We start from the raw sequence: 16,315 nt of genomic DNA, 5'->3' as shown, positions 1-16,315 counted from the left end.
CTTTGGGGGTACGCCCGTGTCATCCGCTTTTCTCGATCTTCGCTCCACCGCCCGACCCGCTTCTCCGGTCGAGCTCTTCTCCACGGTCGCCGAGATCGCGCCGCAGCCGCGCCGGCTGGGCTGGCGACGGCGCCTCGCCTGGGGAATGATCGCGACGGATGCGGCATCCATCGCGATCGCCGTGTTCACGGCGCAGCTGCTGAGGTTCGGTGACCCGATCCGCGGGCCCGGCGTGGGCAGCGCCTGGACGGCCGAAGCCGCCTACGCACTCACCAGCGTCGCGCTCGTCGTGCTGTGGCTCGTGGCGCTCGCCGCGACCCGCAGCCGGCTGCTGCGCAACATCGGCACGGGCATGGTCGAGTACCAGCGCGTGCTGCAGGCGACCCTGTTCACCTTCGGCGCCTTCGCGATCGTGTCCTACTTGCTGCAGCTGCAGACGGCCCGCGGGTACCTCGCCATCGCGCTGCCGCTGGGGCTCGTGCTCCTCATCGTCAGCCGCGGGGTGTGGCGCACCTACCTGCACCGGCTCCGGCGCGCGGGGCGCTGCATGACCGGCGCGATCGTCGTCGGCGGACGGGACGACGTGCTACGCGTGCTGTCGCAGCTGCGCAGCCACTACCGCATCGGCTACCGCGCGATCGCGGTGAGCACGCCGGGCGAGCCCCGCGCGCATCCCGTCGACGTGCGGGCCGAGGTGCTGCCGTTCGTGCCGCTCGACGAGGTCGCGCGGGTGTCGAAGCATCGCCGCGCTCGGGCCGTCATCGTGGCGGGCAGCCTGCCCGGAGGGAACGACGCGATCCGCAGGCTCGGGTGGGACCTCGAGAACTCGCAGGTCGAGCTGATCCTCATGTCGCGGCTCACCGACGTCGCGGGTCCGCGCATCCACATGCGGCCCATCAACGGCCTGCCCATGGTCCATGTCGACCTGCCGCGCTACTCGGGCTACAGCCACGTGGTGAAGCGGCTGTTCGACGTGTCGATCGTCACGGTCGCCCTGCTGCTGCTGTCGCCGGTGTTCGCCGCCATCGCGCTGGCGGTGCGGCTCGACAGCCCCGGCCCCGTGATCTTCCGGCAGGAGCGCGTCGGAGCCCACGGAACCCGGTTCACGATGCTCAAGTTCCGGTCGATGGTCGTCGACGCCGAGGAGCGGTTGGCGCAGCTGCGCGCGCTCGACGAAGGAAACGGGGTGCTGTTCAAGATGAAGGACGACCCCCGCGTCACCCGTACCGGCCGCTTCCTCCGTGCGTACTCGCTCGACGAGCTGCCGCAGCTGTGGAACGTGCTGCGCGGCGACATGAGCCTCGTCGGCCCGCGCCCGCCACTGCCGAGCGAGGTCGAGCAGTACGAGGGCCCGGTCAGTCGCCGGCTGCTCACCCGCCCGGGCATCACCGGGCTCTGGCAGGTCAACGGCCGCTCCAACCTCTCGTGGGAGGACAGCGTCCGGCTCGATCTGTACTACGTCGAGAACTGGTCCATCACCGGAGACATCGTCGTGCTCGCGAAGACCGTCAAAGCCGTCCTCCACAGCGACGGCGCCTACTGAATCCTCACCCGAGAGGTCGTAGCACTCATGTCTGGTCTCATCGTTCAGGAATGGATCGAACGCTCGGGCGGCGCCGAACAGGTGCTCGACGCCTTTCGGGTGGCGCTGCCCGACTCGCGGATGTTCGCGCTCTGGAGCGACGACGGCGAGCGGTTCCCGCGCAGCACCGTCAGCGAGTCGTGGATGGCGCGCACGCCGCTGCGCCACCACAAGGCGATGGGGCTGCCCCTGATGCCCGCGACGTGGCGCGCGGCGAAGGTGGGGTCGCGGCCGGATTGGGTGCTCACCAGCAGCTACGTGTTCGCGCATCACTGCGACTTCGGCACGCGCCGTGACGGCGTCCCCAAGTTCTCGTACGTGCACTCGCCCGCGCGCTACCTGTGGGAGCCCGAGCTCGACGGGCGGGGGAGCTCGCCGGCACTCGCCGCCGCCCGCGGCCTGCTGAAGCGCGTCGACCGCGGAGCAGCCCGGCACGCCGGCGATCTGGCGGCGAACAGCGAGTTCGTGCGCCGCCGCATCCTCCGCTCGTGGGGGCGCGACGCCCGGGTGATCCACCCGCCGGTGAAGGCGCACGAGATCATCGAGGGCGGCGACTGGGCCCAGGCGCTCACCGCCGAGGAGGCTGCGGTGCTCGAGGCGCTTCCCGAGCGCGGCTTCCTGATGGCCGCCTCGCGCCTGGTGCCGTACAAGCGCCACGACGCCGTGATCCGGATGGGCGATCGGCTGGGGGTTCCCGTGGTCGTGGCCGGCACCGGACCGGAGCGCGATTACCTGCGGGCGCTCGCCGAGTCGGCGTCGGTGCCCGTGCACATGCTGGGGTTCGTCTCGGACGCCCTCATGCGGGCGCTGTTCCAGCGTGCCCTCGCGTTCGTGTTCCCGCCGGTCGAGGACTTCGGCATCATCCCCGTCGAGGCGATGGCCGCCGGATGCCCTGTCATCGTCAACCGCGTGGGCGGCGCCGCCGAGTCGGTGCTCGACGGCGTGACCGGCTTCACGGTCGACCCCGACGACCCGGTCGACCTCGCCGCGGCGGTGGCAGGTCTCGACCGCATCGACCCGGCCGCGGCCCGGGCACGCGCCGCCGAGTTCGACATCTCCCGCTTCATCGGGTCGGTGCGTACGTGGGTGCTGGGCGGAACGGATGCTGCGCCCTCGGCCTCCGCCGCCGCGCCGGACTCCGAGCGAGCCGACGGGGCGAGGGTCTCGGCCTAGGCGTCGCCGCTGGCGCCGCCCGCACCCGCGTTCACATCATGTGCTCTCGCCGAGACCACACGTTGTGCGCGTAGGGATCATGTGCACTCGGCGAGAGAACATCATCCGCACGGCCGCCCTCCGCTCAACGACCGGTACAACTCGGTCGTTGAGCGAGCGAGGTACGAGCGAGTCGAAACGCGCCGCACCCGGGAGAGACGCCCGCCCGAGCACGAGCGCGGGGTAAGGCGGTCCCTTTCCCTTTGCCGGTCGTTGAGCGAGCGAGGTACGAGCGAGTCGAACGCGCCGCGCCCGGCGCACACCCCGGCCCCGACGCTCCCGTATGCGACTCGGTCGTTGAGCGAGCGAGGTACGAGCGAGTCGAAACGCGCCGCGCCCGGCGCAAGCCCGGGGGCGTTTCGACTGCGGGCGCTAGAGCGCCCTCCGCTCAACGAGCGGGGTAGGGGAGTGCGCTCTCCTTTTGCCGGTCGTTGAGCGAGCGAGGTACGAGCGAGTCGAAACGCGCCGCGCCCGGCGCACACCCCGGCCCCGACGCTCCCGTATGCGACTCGGTCGTTGAGCGAGCGAGGTACGAGCGAGTCGAAACGCGCCGCGCCCGGCGCACACCCCGGCCCCGACGCTCCCGTATGCGACTCGGTCGTTGAGCGAGCGAGGTACGAGCGAGTCGAAACGCGCCGCACCCGGCGCACACCCCGGGGCGTTTCGACTGCGGGCGCTGGAGCGCCCTCCGCTCAACGAGCGGTACTCCGGCCTCCGGTCGTTGAGCGAGCGAGGTACGAGCGAGTCGAAACGCGCCACACCCGGGGGAGACTCCGGCCCGAGCGAATGCGGGCGCCCGAGAGCCCCCGCTCAACGCGCGGGGGGAGAACTGGCGGCTGCGGGCTCCGGCAGCGGGCGGCCGAACAGCGCCGCCTCGGCGTGCGGGTAGCCCGAGCCCCAGTCGGCGCGCCGGCGCCAGACCGTCGACCACGGCCGGTTCGGCCGCCGTGTCAGGGCCTCGAGCCCCGCGCGCACGGCGACGCCGGCCTTCAGCAGCAGCACGCCCATCGCGGCCCGCCGGGGTGACCAGGTCTTCTCCAGGTACGTGACCTTGCCCGCCAGCACCATGGAGCCCTTCGAGGAGCCCGCTGACGACCCGCCCACCGTGTGGATGATCGCTGCCGGCGGATACACGACCCGGGCCATACCCCGGGCGGCCGCCCGCATGCTGAACTCGGCGTCCTCGCCATAGAGGAAGAAGTCCTCGTCCATGCCGCCCAGTGCTGCGAAGTCGTCGCGGCGGATGAGCAGCAGGCATCCGGTGATGATCGGCACCTCGCGGATCGTGTCGCGCTGCCACGAGCCCAGTGACTCCGGGTCGAACAGGCGAGAGCGCCGGAAGACGGTCGACAGCATCGTCGCGTACATGGTGAGCGACCAGAGCGTCGGGGCACCCCAGCACGACGACGGCTCCAGTGTGAGATCCTCACGCAGTGTGCGGCCGCCGACGATGCCGTACTGCGGGTTCTCGCGGGCGAAGGCGATCAGCCGGGGGAGCGAGTTCTCGAGCATGACCGCGTCGGGGTTGAGCAGCAGCACGAACTCTCCGCGGGCGACGGAGACGCCGCGGTTGACAGCGCGGGCGAAGCCGAGGTTCTCTCCGGCCTCGATCACGTCGATCCCGGGGTGCGCCGCGCGCAGCGCGGCCGCGCTGCCGTCACGCGAGCCGTTGTCGACCACGACCACCTGCTCGTCGAGGCGACCGGCGTGCTCGAGCACCGACGCGACGCAGGCGATGGTGTCGTCGCGGGTCTCGTAGTTGACGATGACGACGGTGACGTCGGGGGTCTGCACGTGCTGCCCTCCTCAAGGATGCTGTCGCGGCGCGATGCGGGGCTCAGAGCGGCACGGGTGCGAGGTCTTCGGATCGGACGGCGCGCCAGCGCCGCGCGGTGTCGAGGGTGGACGGGCGGATCGCGTCCGCATCGCACACCACGGCGAGCCCCCGGTCCCCGAGGAACCGCGCGAGATCCTGCTGGTGGGCGTCGACGTGCTCGCCGTGTTCGACCGAGCGCGGGGCGAGCACCGGCACCTTCCCGGCGGAGAGCGCGGCCAGCGCGGTGCCCGTGCCGGCGTGTCCGATCACGACGTCCGCCTGCCGCAGCGCCGCGCCGAGCTCGCTCGACGGCAGCGACGCGACGGCGTCGAGGGGAAGGTCCGACACGTCGGTCGCACCCACCTGCCACAGGGTCTCGACGTCGCCGTCCAGGTCGTCGAGCGCGGCGCGGGCGCCGTCGACGAGCCGGCGGTACCCGAAGTCGCCGTTGCCTCCGACCGTGACCACTGCCCGGCGGATCGGCGCGGGGTCGTCGACGGGTTCGACGCGGAAGCCGTCGAACACCGACAGCGCGTAGCGCCAGCGGGAGTTGACCGCGTGCGGGTACTGCACGTACCGGTCGACCCACGGCACCCGTTCCATCACCTTGCCGGTCGCCGAGATGCCGGTGACACGTGTGGCGCTCTCGATGTAGGTGAACGGCAGGCGTCGCGCCGACGCGGGCACGAGCGCCGACAGGGCGATCTGGGCGCCGGTGCTGATGACGCGGTCGACCCTGTGCTGCTTCATCGCCTGCAGGGCGATGCCCGTGTCGCGCATGACGCCGGCGTAGTCGCGCGGCGGCCGGGTGGGCACATGGTAGACGGTCTGTCCCTCGAGCAGCGACCGGCTCTGCGCGGTGTCGTCGGTGAGCCACACGACGTCGTCGCCGTCGGCGACGCGCGGCGCGAGCATCGTGAGTTGCGTGAGGTGGCCGCCCGAGATCGCGACGAGGAGCGTGGTCATGGTGCGGCCTCCACGAGGGCGTTCCAGGCGATCTCGGCGATGACCTGCTGGCCCGCCACCGACGGGTGGAAGTGGTCGATCGCCGAGATCTCCGCGGGCGAGAATTCGTAGTCGAAGACGGCGCCGCCGTCCGAGGTGCAGGCGCTGTCGGCCGCGCAGACCTCGGCGATGACCGCGTTGAGCTCGACCGTGCGGGCGGCGACGGCGTCGCGCCGCTCTGTGGCGGCCGCGTCGGTCGCGGCGGCGTCGCCCAGCAGGTTGCTGCACGACGGGCTGCTGTCCCAGATCTGCCGGGTGCCCTCGTCGTCGCGGCCGACCTCCCACAGGTGGTACAGGTCGGGGATCGACAGCGCGAGCACGCGGGCGTCGGGGAGGCCCTCGCTCAGCGCGGCCAGCAGCGCCGTGTACGACGCGCGGAAGTCGTCGACGCTCGTCATGCCGTCGACGTCGGCATCGCACACGTCGTTGCCGCCGAGCAGCACGACCACGAGCTGAGGCCGGGCGGCGATCACCTCGTCGACGCGGGCGACCGCGTCGGCGACGGTGCCGCCGTCCTTCGCGGAGTTGACCGTTTCGGGAACGGCGCCCGACGCCGCGCCGACGCGCATCGCGATCGAGCCGACGGCGGGGTCGTCTCCGGTCGCCCAGCTCGCCGCCATGCAACGGCCGGGCTCGGCGCAGGCGTTCACCCCGAGGGTCATCGAGTCTCCGAGGGCGCCGATCGTCGTGACGTCCCCGATCCCCGGACTCGTCTCGAGCTCCGCGAGGTCGACCGGCTCCGGCAGGGGTGCCGCCGCGCAGGCGGTGAGAACCCCCAGGAGGAGTCCGATCGTCACGATCGTCGCTGTGCGTCTTCTTGTCATGCCACCACCCGGCTCGTGTCGTCGCGGTTCCAGGTCGATGTGCGCGCGCGGGCGATGTCGCGGCGGGCGAGCACGTTCGGAAGTGTCCAGCTCACGCAGTAGACGGCGAAGGGCACCCACAGGCCCGGTCGCCCCGCGACGCGCCTCGCCAGCCCGCCGCGAGTACCTGCCGTCGGCCGCGCGGCATCCTCGTGCTGCACGAGGTCGGGCAGTTCGCGGTTGCCGCGCGCGATGCGCACGGAGCGGCGCAGGTGCGCGCGCATGTCGGCGGCGGAGCGCACGCTGAACGAGTGGTCGGCGAGCGTCGCGCGCTCGGCGGGCGCGAACAGCTGCTGCACGAAGCGGTCGTCGGCGATGACATCGGGCCACGCGTCGAACCGCGCGCGGCCCGCCCTCGTCATCGCATACACCCCCGACCCGATGTGGCCGCGGCGGCGGTAGTCGCTGAGCTCCCAGATGCGGTAGTGCTGGCGCACCAGCCACGACGCCCCGGACGTGTCGACGTGCAGCCGGGGCGATGCGACCTCGACGCCAGGCTCGTCGAGCGCATCGGCGAGGGCCACGAGCGCATCGGGGTCGATCAGCACATCGGCGTCGATGTACGCGCGTGGGAAGACGGATGCCGCGTCGTCGCCGGCCTGCAGAGCCGCGACCTTCGACGCGCGAGGTGTCTCCACCACGTGCACACCGTCGTACGAACGCGCCCGCGAGACGGTGTCGTCGGTGCAGCCGTTGGCCGCGACGACGATCTCGAACTCGTCCCGCCTGCTGGATGCGCACAGCGCGCCCAGCACGCGGTCGATCACCGCGCCTTCGTCGTGCGCCGGGATGACCACGCTCAGCCGCGCGCTCATCGCCGGTCCCCCCGCTCGTACTCTCGCTCGTTGAGCGAGCGAGGAACGAGTGAGTCGAAACGCGCCGGCGATCTCGTAGACCCGGGGCGTTTCGACTGCGCGCGCCAGAGCGCGCTCCGCTCAACGAGCGGGAACTGCGCCCGCGCGCTCACTGCACGACCCCCGCGCTCGCCGATTCCGGGGTCCACGCCGCCTTCGGCGCGGACACCTTGCGGGAGCCCTCGGTGTACACCCACGCCGCGACCGCAAGCAGCATCATGTGCACGAGGAACGACTGGAAGAACCCGAAAGCGTCGAAGAAGAAGAGCGCCGCGCTGTACCCGGCGATCGAGACCGCGACGGCGAACGCGAGCAGAGCGTGACGCGGCTCGGCCGCCCAGCGCAAGGCGTAGACGATGAGCATGACGACGGGCGCGAGCATGAACACCGCATAGCCGATGACGCCGAGCGCGCCCGCCTCCATCAGGATGCCGAGCACCTGGTTGTCGAGGATGAACGAGTTCGCGTCGTCGCCGACGACGATCCGGCTGCCGTACCCCTGCCCGAAGAACGGGTACTGCCGCACTTCGACGAAGGCGGGTTCCAGGTCGGCGAGGCGCCCGGCGCCCGTCATGCCCGCCGACGTGTACTGCGACGCGATGAGCGTGTCGACGTCCAGGAACGACAGCAGCATGGACTCGACCTGCGCCGGCACGACGAACATCGCGAGCAGCAGCCCCGGCACCGCAAACGCCAGCAGCAGCAGGGCGACCTTGGGCCGCAGCACCAGTGCGATCAGGAACATCACGCCCATGACGACCACCGCCGTGCGCGAGATGGCGGCGATGATGCCGCCGAACACGATGAACGTGCCGATCCCGTAGGCGATGCGCCGGTTCCAGATGTTGCGCGGCCAGATCGCGTACTTCGCCAGGTAGATGAGGATCGGCAGGAACATGCAGAGCATGACAGCGAGAGCGATCGGATGCTGCGCCGATCCGTATGCGCGATTCACACCGGCCCGCGTGGCGTCGCCGCCGTCGTCGCGAAGCACGATCAGCGGCAGGAAGTTCGCGAGCATGAGGAACACGTTGGTGCGCGCCACGCGCTCGAGGACGGCGAAGAAGGCGACGATCACGGCCATCCACGAGAGCACCATCACGAAGCCCTGCACCATGCGCTCGCTCGTGAGCAGCTGGCGCACCGAATAGAACACCGACAGCAGGACACCGAGCTGGAAGAAGCCCGACAGCGAGGTGTTCGCCAGTCCCAGGTTCGCGAGGCGCATGCCGTTCACGATGAACGACACCAGCAGGGTGGCCAGGAAGATGCCGATCGGCCAGCCGAACGCGACGGGCCGCCACCGGCGGGACCGGTCGAACAGGAATGCGAGCCCGAGCGCGAAGATCGCGATGAAGATCATGAGGCGGTACGCCTCGAGCGCGAACGGGAGCGGGATGGGCAGCGCATAGCGCCGGGCCGGGATGAACATGACGGTCGCCGCGAGCAGGAACAGCAGCGCCGGCCAGGTGAACAGGATGCGGCGCAGCAGCACGATGAGCGTGATGCCGAGGAGGGCCGCGCCCATGGCGATCGGCGGGAGGAAGATTACCCCGGCGATCACGATCGCGGCGAAGAGGATCGCGATCCCGGCGACGGTGGCCCAGTGGGGCCGTGCTCCGTCGCCGGGCGCGATCTCGGCGGGTGGCGCGTCGGTCTCGTCCGCGGGTGCGTGCGCGGTGCGGGTCGACATGTCGGTGCTCCGAGGAGGGGCCGTCGTCGCCTACGCGGTCTCGTCCTCGCGGGAGGCTCGGCCGGATCGGCGCGACGGCGGCCCTGCGCCGACCAGCTCGCCGGCTTCGGCCTCGGGCGCCACGTCGTCGGTGCTCTTCGCAGGAGTTACGGGCGCAGCATCCGTCTCATCCACCGGCTCCTCGGCCGCTGCGGCAGCCTTCTCGGCGCGAGCGGCCTTGCGCTTCGCGGACCGGGAGCGCAGGCCGGCGATGATGAACACGAGCACGACGAACGCGAGGAAGACGCCCACGAAGGTGACGACGACCGGGATCGCGGGGTTGGAGGAGTCGCCCTCCACCGCGGGGCTCGCGCCGATCGGCTCGAGCAGCACGCGCAGCTCGGGCGCGAGCTGCTGCTCTTCCTGCTGGGCGACGACGTAGGTCGTGAAGGCGGCGGCCGCGGCGCGCGAGATCTCTTCGGCGCGGTCCGCGGTCTCGGCGGTGCCGACGGCCTCGAGCACCGGCAGGCTGAGGCGGCCCGGGAAGCGCTCGTCGCCTGTCGGCTGCGTCGTACGGCGCAGCGCGGTGATCGATTCGGTCTCGTCGTCGAGTGCGCCGATCTCGGCCTCGACGGCGTCCTGGATCATGTCCCCCGACAGGATGTACGCGTACACGAGCGCCGTCGAGGCCAGGTCGATGACCTGCGGCTCGGAGGTGCCTTGTTGGATCGGCACGCCCGGCACCTCGGCTTGATACAGCCGGTCGGCCGGACTCGTGACCAGCATCGTGGTCGCGGCCGACCAGGTCTGCTGAGCTCTCGACACGACCTGACCGTTGACGATCGCGAAGCCGGCGAAGAACGCGGCCACCGCGGCGACGAGGGCGCCGAGAACCAGCACCCACTTGTAGTTCCACAGCACTTGCAGGTACTTCGGAGTCTCCATCAGACACCTCTCTCCGTGTGCTTCCGGACGCAGACCGCCCGAAACCCCCAGCACGCCATCGGGCCGTCCGCGTCGCACACCGATCCCAGAAACTCAGGTGTTGCGACAAGACTTGCTCTGCCATGGTCGCGCCGGATTGTTAACGGCGCCCTGTGTCTTTGTTGCACGGTTGTAAAGACTGGGCGACATTCGACGGCCCGGGTTGTGCCCGTCCGGAGGGCTCCCACAGAGTGATGAACGAGAGCCCGGCACGGCTCCTATGGAGGCGGGCCTCGTCCTGGGGGAGGTGGCGTTCTGGCAGTCCTGTACAGCTTCCCGCATGCGCTCGGAGCCCCGGGCATCGGCTGGACCGCGTGGAACCAGGCGAACGAACTCGTTCGCGCCGGCGTCGACGTGCACATCGTCGCGGCCTCCATGGCCAAGCCGGTCGAGGGGGCGGCGTCCGTGCGGACGACCCTCGCCCTCCGCGGCCGGCGCGTCCCGCATCGGCTCCTCGGGCGCGACCGCGCCCTGCGCTATCACGACGCCGTCGCAGCGGGTCTCGTCGAGCGGCTGCTGAGCGCAGACACCAGCGATGTCGTGCACGCGTGGCCGCTCGCGTCAGTCCGCACGCTGCAGGCGGCGCGGCGGCTCGGCATCCCCGGCGTGCGCGAGGTGCCCAACACCCATACCGCGCACGCGTACGAGGTCGTGGCGCGCGAGTACGCGTCCCTCGGTCTCGAGCCGCGTCGCGGCGAGAGCCACACCGCCGACCCGCGACGCCTTGCCACCGAAGAGAGCGAGTACATGGCCGCAGCCGGGCTGCTCGTGCCGAGCGAGGCGGTCGCCGGCACGTTCCTCGCTCGCGGGTTCGACGACGACCGGCTGCTCCGGCATCGCTACGGGTGCACGGTGACCACGCCGCCCGCGCGCGCCGGCGACGGGCGCCTCACCGCCGTGTTCCTCGGCCGGGGCACCCCGCGCAAGGGTCTGCACACGGCGCTGCAGGCGTGGACGGCGTCGAAGGCCGCCGCCGACGGGCGGTTCCTCGTCTACGGCCGGCTCGACGACGACTACGCCGCTCATCTGGCACCGCTGCTCGCGCACCCGAGCGTCGACGTGCGGGGCGTCACGTCCGAGCCGATGCGCGTGCTGGCCTCGGCCGATGTGATGCTGCTCCCGACCATCGAGGAGGGCAGTGCCCTCGTGACATACGAGGCGCAGGTGGCCGGGTGCGTCCCGCTCGTCTCCGTCGCCGCGGGCGCGGTGATCGACGAGGGCGTCACCGGGATGACGCACGAGGTCGGCGACGTCGAGGTGCTGACGGCGCAGCTCGACCTGCTGACCGAACGCCCGGAGGTGCTCGCCGGCATGTCGAGCGCCGCGATGGCACGGGCTGACCAGCTCAGCTGGGCCGCGGCGACCCAGGCGACGCTCGCGGCGTACCGCGAGGCGGCGCGCCTGGTGAGGGGAACGACGGATGCCGCGGCCTGAGGACGTGACCCTCGCCATCTGCACGCGCGAGCGGCCCGAGATGCTCGCCGCGGCGCTCGCCTCGTTCACGGCGGTGACGCCGCCGGGCGTGCAGATCCTCGTCGTCGACTCGGCGTCGACGACGTCGGCGACCCGGGAGGTCGCCGAGACCGCGAGTGTCGACTACGTGCGCAGCGACATCAAGGGGCTCTCGATCGCCCGCAACCTCGCCCTCGAGACGAGCCGGCGGCCGATCGTGGTGTTCACCGACGACGACTGCGCGGCGGTCGAGGGCTGGATGGCGCCGATCCTCGCCGACTTCGACGATCCGGCCGTCGGCGCCGTGACGGGACGGATGCTGGACCACACCCTGGTCGGCACGCAGCAGGCGCCGCCGCCCCGGCGGTTCACCCGCACGATCGAAGGCATCGACGCCGGGCACGGCGCGATCATGGCGTTCCGGCGCGAGCAGCTCGTCGTGCTCGGCGGCTTCGACCCGGTGCTGGGTGCGGGGCGGCGCCTGGCCGGCGCCGAAGACCTCGACATGTTCTGCCGCGTGCTCGACAGCGGCGCGCACATCGTCTACGACCCGACCTGTGTCGTGCACCACGTGCACACGCGCGCCGACGACGCCTACACGCAGCTGCACCACGGCTACGGGCTGGGCCTCGGCGCGCTCACCGCGAAGTGGGTGCGGCTGCGGGTCCGCGTGGGGGTGCGCCTGTTCGCGGTGGTCGCGAAGCGCACCCTGTCGCGCGCGGTGCACAACCGGCGCGAGCATCGGCGCCGGGATGCCGACCTCGCGCTGTTCCGCGGATTCCTCGGCGGGTTCTTCACCGCCGTGCGCTTCACACTCGACGGGCGCGTCTTCGTCGACGACGACCCGCCGGCGCCGATCACCCTCGGCGTCGCGACGCACGGAGGAGAGTAATGAGCGCGCACCCCGAACTCGCCCGCCGGGCGCAGCTGATCAGCTCGCTCGACGAGAAGTACGTGTCGAACGCGGTCACGTTCGCCGCGATGCACGCCGCCGGCACGTTGATCGTCGACGGCGCGCCGCTGCGCGGGCCCGACGGCACCCTCGACCGCGATGCGATCCGCCGGCGCGTCGAGCGCCTCAGCTGGTTCGCGCCGGCGATGCGTCAGCGGCTGGTGTCTACGCCGCTGCGCCTGACGACGCCGGCGTGGGTGCCCGTGACGAGCCTCGACCTCGACTACCACGTGCGGTTCGCCGACGACGTCGAGCCCGACGACCCGACCCGAGTCGAGCGGTTCACGGGGCGCCTGAGCCCCACGATGGACCCGTCGCGGCCGCTGTGGGACTTCGAGTTCGTCGAGCTCGACTCCGGGCGCGTGGCGATCGTCATGCGCTACCACCACGTGGTGGGCGACGCGATGTACGGCCTGCGGATCGGCGACGTGATCGCCGGCACCGCGCCCACGCCCGAACCGCCGGAGCCGGGCGAGGCGGAGTACGCCGAGCTCGGCATCGCGCCGCGCAACGGCTTCGAGGTGCTCGCCCTCGCGTTCGCGCAGTGGCGCGAGCGCAATCCGGGTCTGCGGCAGGCGTGGCGGGCGTACTGGCGCAAGTCGTTCCGCATGCGGCTGCGCCGCTGGGGCGGGCGCATGCTGCGCCCGGTCAAGAACGCGCGCATCGCGCGCACCGGTCTCCTCGCCGACGTGCGGGAGGGTCGCCGATCGGCGTACGAGGTCGCAGACCTCGCCGCCGCCACGCGCCGCGCGTACAAGCTCGGCGGTACCGTCAACGACCTGGTCACGGCCGCCACTCTGATCGCGATGGCGCGTCAGCGCCCCGACGCCGAGACGCTGTCGATCCTCGTGCCGATCTCGCGACGCGGGGCCGGTGACGGCGGGGTGCGCAACGACATCAGCGTCGTGAAGGTCTCGGTCGCAGCATCCGCTCCGCTGGAAGAGATCGTGCCGAGCGTGCGGGCCCAGGTTCAGGCGGCGGTCGAGTCCGGCGGCTCGGTGGTCGAGGGCGCCGAGGACTGGGTGGGCTACGCCACCTCGGTGACGTGGGGCCGCGACGAGCGGTTCTTCGGCACGGCTCCGGTCGAGACGGTCACCGGGTGGCCGGCGGGCGACCCGCGCGACGAGGTCGCGTGCCTGGCCTGCTCGTACCGCCGCGAGCTCGTGATCAGCGTGACCGCGCGCTCGTCGGTCGACCTTCCCGCGCTCATGGCGGTCTACCGCGAGCTGCTTGCGCCGGCACCCGTTCCGGTGGGGACGGATGCTGCGGGGGCAGCGCGATGAGCCGCCTCCGGGGCGCGCTCGGGTCGGTGCTCGACCCCCGCACGCTGCTGCACGGGCTGCGTCTTGCCCACTTCCACGGCTACTCGTTCGTGCGGCAGGTGCCGCTGATCCAGATGGGGCCGGACGTCTCGATGGCACCGAACGTGTCGTTCCGCAACGGCGAGCGCATCTCGATCGGCGCGGGCACCCACATCGGTGAGTTCAGCCTCATCTGGGCGGGCAACGAGACCGGTCGCATCGAGATCGGCGAGAAGTGCCTGTTCGCGCCGCACGTGATGGTGACGGCGTCGAACTACGGCGTCGAGATGGGCCCGGTCCCGATCATGGACCAGCCCAAGATCGAGCGCGATGTGGTGATCGGCGCGGGTTCCTGGCTCGGGGCGAACGTGGTGGTTCTGGCGGGCGTGACGATCGGCGAGGGCGCCGTGGTCGCGGCCGGGGCCGTGGTGACGAAGGATGTTCCGGCGTTCTCGATCGTCGGAGGGGTTCCGGCGCGGGTCATCGGCGAGAGGCCCTCGGGTCAGGAAGCGGGAGAGAGCCATGGGGAAGCTCAGGAGGAGAGAGTCGGCTAGGGCGATGCGCATCGCGGGACTCGCGGTGGGGACCGCGGTCGTTGCGTCGCTCGTGGGCGGCGGAATCGCCACCGCCTCGTTCGCCGCGGGCGACGAGCCGGGCGTGTACACCGTCAGCTTCCGGTCGGCGGAGGGATTGGATGCTGCGCTCTCTGGGATCGCGGCAGAGCCCGACGCCGTCTACGACAGCGTGGTGAAGGGGTTCACCGGGTATCTGACGGCCGACGAGGTCGCCCTGCTGCGGGTGTCGTCGACGGTGCGCGGCATCTCTTCGAACAAGGTCGTAACGGGTGCCGCGCAGACGGTGCCGCCCGCCGTGGGCACGGTGGAGGCCGATCTGCCCCCGACGAGCGCCACCTCGGCGGGCGCGTGGGACGGACCCGGTCTCGCGATCATCGACTCGGGCGTGAGCGTGCACACCGACCTCAACGTGGCCCGGCAGATCAACTGCTTCGGCAGCGGCGACGGCACCGACGCGAACGGCCACGGCACGGGCGTCGCCGGTGCGGCCGCGGCGATCAACAACACCGTGGGCCTCGTCGGCATCGCGCCGGGCGCGCCGATCACGTCGGTGCGCGTGCTCGACAGCAAGATGCAGGGCACGCTCGCCACACTCATGTGCGGCCTCGAGTGGGTCATGGAGAACCACGAGCGCTACGACATCGCCGTGATGAACATGAGCATGCAGTTCGGCCAGGCCGACGACGGCAACTGCGGGTACGCGAACGGCGACGTCATCCACCAGGCGATCTGCGCGCTCGTCGAGGACGGCGTCGTCGTGGTCGCGGCCGCGGGCAACTCGACGCGTGACCTGGCGCAGTACTCGCCGGGCAACTTCGACGAGGTGATCACGGCCACCAACGTGGCCGACTACGACGGCAAGCCCGGGTCGCGCGGAACGAAGCCCTGCACCGAGTCGTCGGCCCCTGCCGACGACACGATCAACCCGAAGAGCAACTGGGCGGTGAGCGCGGCCGACCGCGCGCACACGATCGCGGCGCCGGGCACGTGCCCGTACACGACCAAGAAGGGCAACCGGTACGGATACATCGCGTCGGGCACGAGCATGTCTGCAGCGGTGATGTCGGGCGTCGTGCTCGCCTGCTTCGCCGAGGGCTCGTGCGAGGGGCGCACTCCGCGCGAGGTCTTCCAGATCCTCGAGGCCCAGGCGCAGGCGGCGGCCACGACGCGCGGCAAGCGCTTCGCGGGCGACCCGCTCAGTCCGATCTCGGGTCGGTACGCGGGCTGGCTCGCGTCGACCGTGCCGACGGGCACCACCCCGACGCCGACCCCGACCCCGACGCCCACTCCGACCCCGACGCCCACTCCGACGCCGACCCCGACTCCCACGCCGACCCCGACTCCGACGCCGGATACGCAGGCGCCGACCGCGACGATCACCGCTCCGGCCTCGGGATCGACGGTGTCGGGCACCGTGACGGTGCGGGTGACGGCCGCCGACAACGTGGCGGTCACCGGGGTGACGCTGTGGTCGGGAGCGACGAAGCTCGGCACGCTGGCGAAGCAGTCCGACGGCTCGTGGGCTGGCACGCTGTCGTCGCGCAGCTACCCGAACGCGACCTACCCCGTGCAGGCGCGGGCGGTGGATGCCGCCGGCAACACCGGCTACAGCCCGACGATCTCGCTCACCCTCCGCAACTGAGAGGCGGTGCCAAGACCCCCGCTCGTTGAGCGGAGGGCGCTCTGGCGCCCGAAGTCGAAACGCGTCGGGTCTGCTCGCTCAACGACCGATTCCTCGCTCGTTGAGCGGAGGGCGCTCTGGCGCCCGCAGTCGAAACGCGTCGTGGGTGACGGATGCTGCGGCGCGGTGTTGCTCGCAGGTGCGGCGCGTTTCGACTCGCTCGTTCCTCGCTCGCTCAACGACCGAGACAAGGGCCGGCGCCCCTACCCCCGCTCGTTGAGCGGAGGGCGCTCTGGCGCCCGCAGTCGAAACGCCTCGGGTCTTCGGGAGTGTCCGGCCACGCACTACTCCTCCACAGGAACCCCCGCGGGCGCACTCTCCACGCAGCACCCGGGACCGGCCCATGGCGCGTCCACCGCGAGCAGG

Annotated in this window: 13 protein-coding genes; 7 read left to right on the top strand and 6 right to left on the bottom strand. The window is 71.6% G+C overall.

Features of this window, described 5'->3' with window-relative positions; all coding sequences use genetic code 11:
- Nucleotides 1–16 precede the first annotated feature (16 nt).
- Entirely contained in the window at nt 17–1,543 is a 1,527-nt protein-coding gene (locus tag MRBLWH7_RS10165; RefSeq protein ID WP_342001752.1) for a sugar transferase, read from the top strand.
- 27 nt (nt 1,544–1,570) lie between these two features.
- Nucleotides 1,571–2,755, top strand: coding sequence for a glycosyltransferase (locus MRBLWH7_RS10160; RefSeq protein WP_342001750.1), 1,185 nt, complete (start codon nt 1,571–1,573; stop codon nt 2,753–2,755).
- Between the two features lie 849 nt (nt 2,756–3,604).
- On the opposite strand, the gene MRBLWH7_RS10155 is transcribed toward MRBLWH7_RS10160, so the two are convergent.
- The 6 genes from MRBLWH7_RS10155 to MRBLWH7_RS10130 all read right to left on the bottom strand — a co-directional run bounded on the left by MRBLWH7_RS10155 (nt 3,605) and on the right by MRBLWH7_RS10130 (nt 9,949).
- On the bottom strand, nt 3,605–4,588 hold the full coding sequence (locus MRBLWH7_RS10155) for a glycosyltransferase family 2 protein (protein WP_342001747.1): 984 nt from the start codon (nt 4,586–4,588) through the stop codon (nt 3,605–3,607).
- Nucleotides 4,589–4,631: 43 nt separating this feature from the next.
- Nucleotides 4,632–5,576, bottom strand: a complete 945-nt coding sequence (locus MRBLWH7_RS10150; protein WP_342001745.1) for a glycosyltransferase — start codon at nt 5,574–5,576, stop codon at nt 4,632–4,634.
- Nucleotides 5,573–6,439: a GDSL-type esterase/lipase family protein gene (locus MRBLWH7_RS10145; RefSeq protein ID WP_342001743.1), complete on the bottom strand. Its 867-nt coding sequence runs from the start codon at nt 6,437–6,439 to the stop codon at nt 5,573–5,575. The genes MRBLWH7_RS10150 and MRBLWH7_RS10145 overlap by 4 nt, the downstream gene beginning before the upstream one ends.
- On the bottom strand, nt 6,436–7,293 hold the full coding sequence (locus MRBLWH7_RS10140; RefSeq protein ID WP_342001741.1) for a glycosyltransferase: 858 nt from the start codon (nt 7,291–7,293) through the stop codon (nt 6,436–6,438). Before MRBLWH7_RS10140 ends, MRBLWH7_RS10145 begins: the two co-directional genes overlap by 4 nt.
- A gap of 148 nt (nt 7,294–7,441) precedes the next feature.
- The gene (locus MRBLWH7_RS10135) at nt 7,442–9,025 is read right to left on the bottom strand and encodes an O-antigen ligase family protein (RefSeq protein ID WP_342001739.1); all 1,584 of its coding nucleotides are present in this window, start codon (nt 9,023–9,025) and stop codon (nt 7,442–7,444) included.
- A 30-nt stretch (nt 9,026–9,055) separates the two neighbouring features.
- Complete coding sequence (locus MRBLWH7_RS10130) at nt 9,056–9,949, bottom strand: hypothetical protein (protein ID WP_342001738.1); 894 nt, start codon at nt 9,947–9,949, stop codon at nt 9,056–9,058.
- 294 nt (nt 9,950–10,243) lie between these two features.
- Here MRBLWH7_RS10130 and MRBLWH7_RS10125 point away from each other — a divergent pair, with 294 nt between their 5' ends.
- From MRBLWH7_RS10125 to MRBLWH7_RS10105, 5 genes are read left to right on the top strand one after another with little or no spacing between them, the layout of a single operon-like run.
- On the top strand, nt 10,244–11,422 hold the full coding sequence (locus MRBLWH7_RS10125; protein WP_342002011.1) for a glycosyltransferase family 4 protein: 1,179 nt from the start codon (nt 10,244–10,246) through the stop codon (nt 11,420–11,422).
- Nucleotides 11,409–12,332, top strand: coding sequence for a glycosyltransferase (locus MRBLWH7_RS10120; RefSeq protein WP_342001736.1), 924 nt, complete (start codon nt 11,409–11,411; stop codon nt 12,330–12,332). Before MRBLWH7_RS10125 ends, MRBLWH7_RS10120 begins: the two co-directional genes overlap by 14 nt.
- Entirely contained in the window at nt 12,332–13,675 is a 1,344-nt protein-coding gene (locus MRBLWH7_RS10115; protein WP_342001734.1) for a wax ester/triacylglycerol synthase domain-containing protein, read from the top strand. Before MRBLWH7_RS10120 ends, MRBLWH7_RS10115 begins: the two co-directional genes overlap by 1 nt.
- Entirely contained in the window at nt 13,672–14,247 is a 576-nt protein-coding gene (locus MRBLWH7_RS10110) for an acyltransferase (RefSeq protein ID WP_342001732.1), read from the top strand. The genes MRBLWH7_RS10115 and MRBLWH7_RS10110 overlap by 4 nt, the downstream gene beginning before the upstream one ends.
- A 4-nt stretch (nt 14,248–14,251) precedes the next feature.
- Nucleotides 14,252–15,910 carry a S8 family serine peptidase gene (locus MRBLWH7_RS10105; RefSeq protein ID WP_342001731.1) on the top strand — a complete coding sequence of 553 codons (1,659 nt, stop codon included), beginning with the start codon at nt 14,252–14,254 and terminating at the stop codon, nt 15,908–15,910.
- The last annotated feature ends 405 nt before the right edge of the window (nt 15,911–16,315 follow it).

Origin of the sequence: Microbacterium sp. LWH7-1.2 (assembly GCF_038397755.1) — a bacterium.
GTDB lineage: Bacteria > Actinomycetota > Actinomycetes > Actinomycetales > Microbacteriaceae > Microbacterium.
This window is presented reverse-complemented; position numbering and strand designations above follow the sequence as displayed.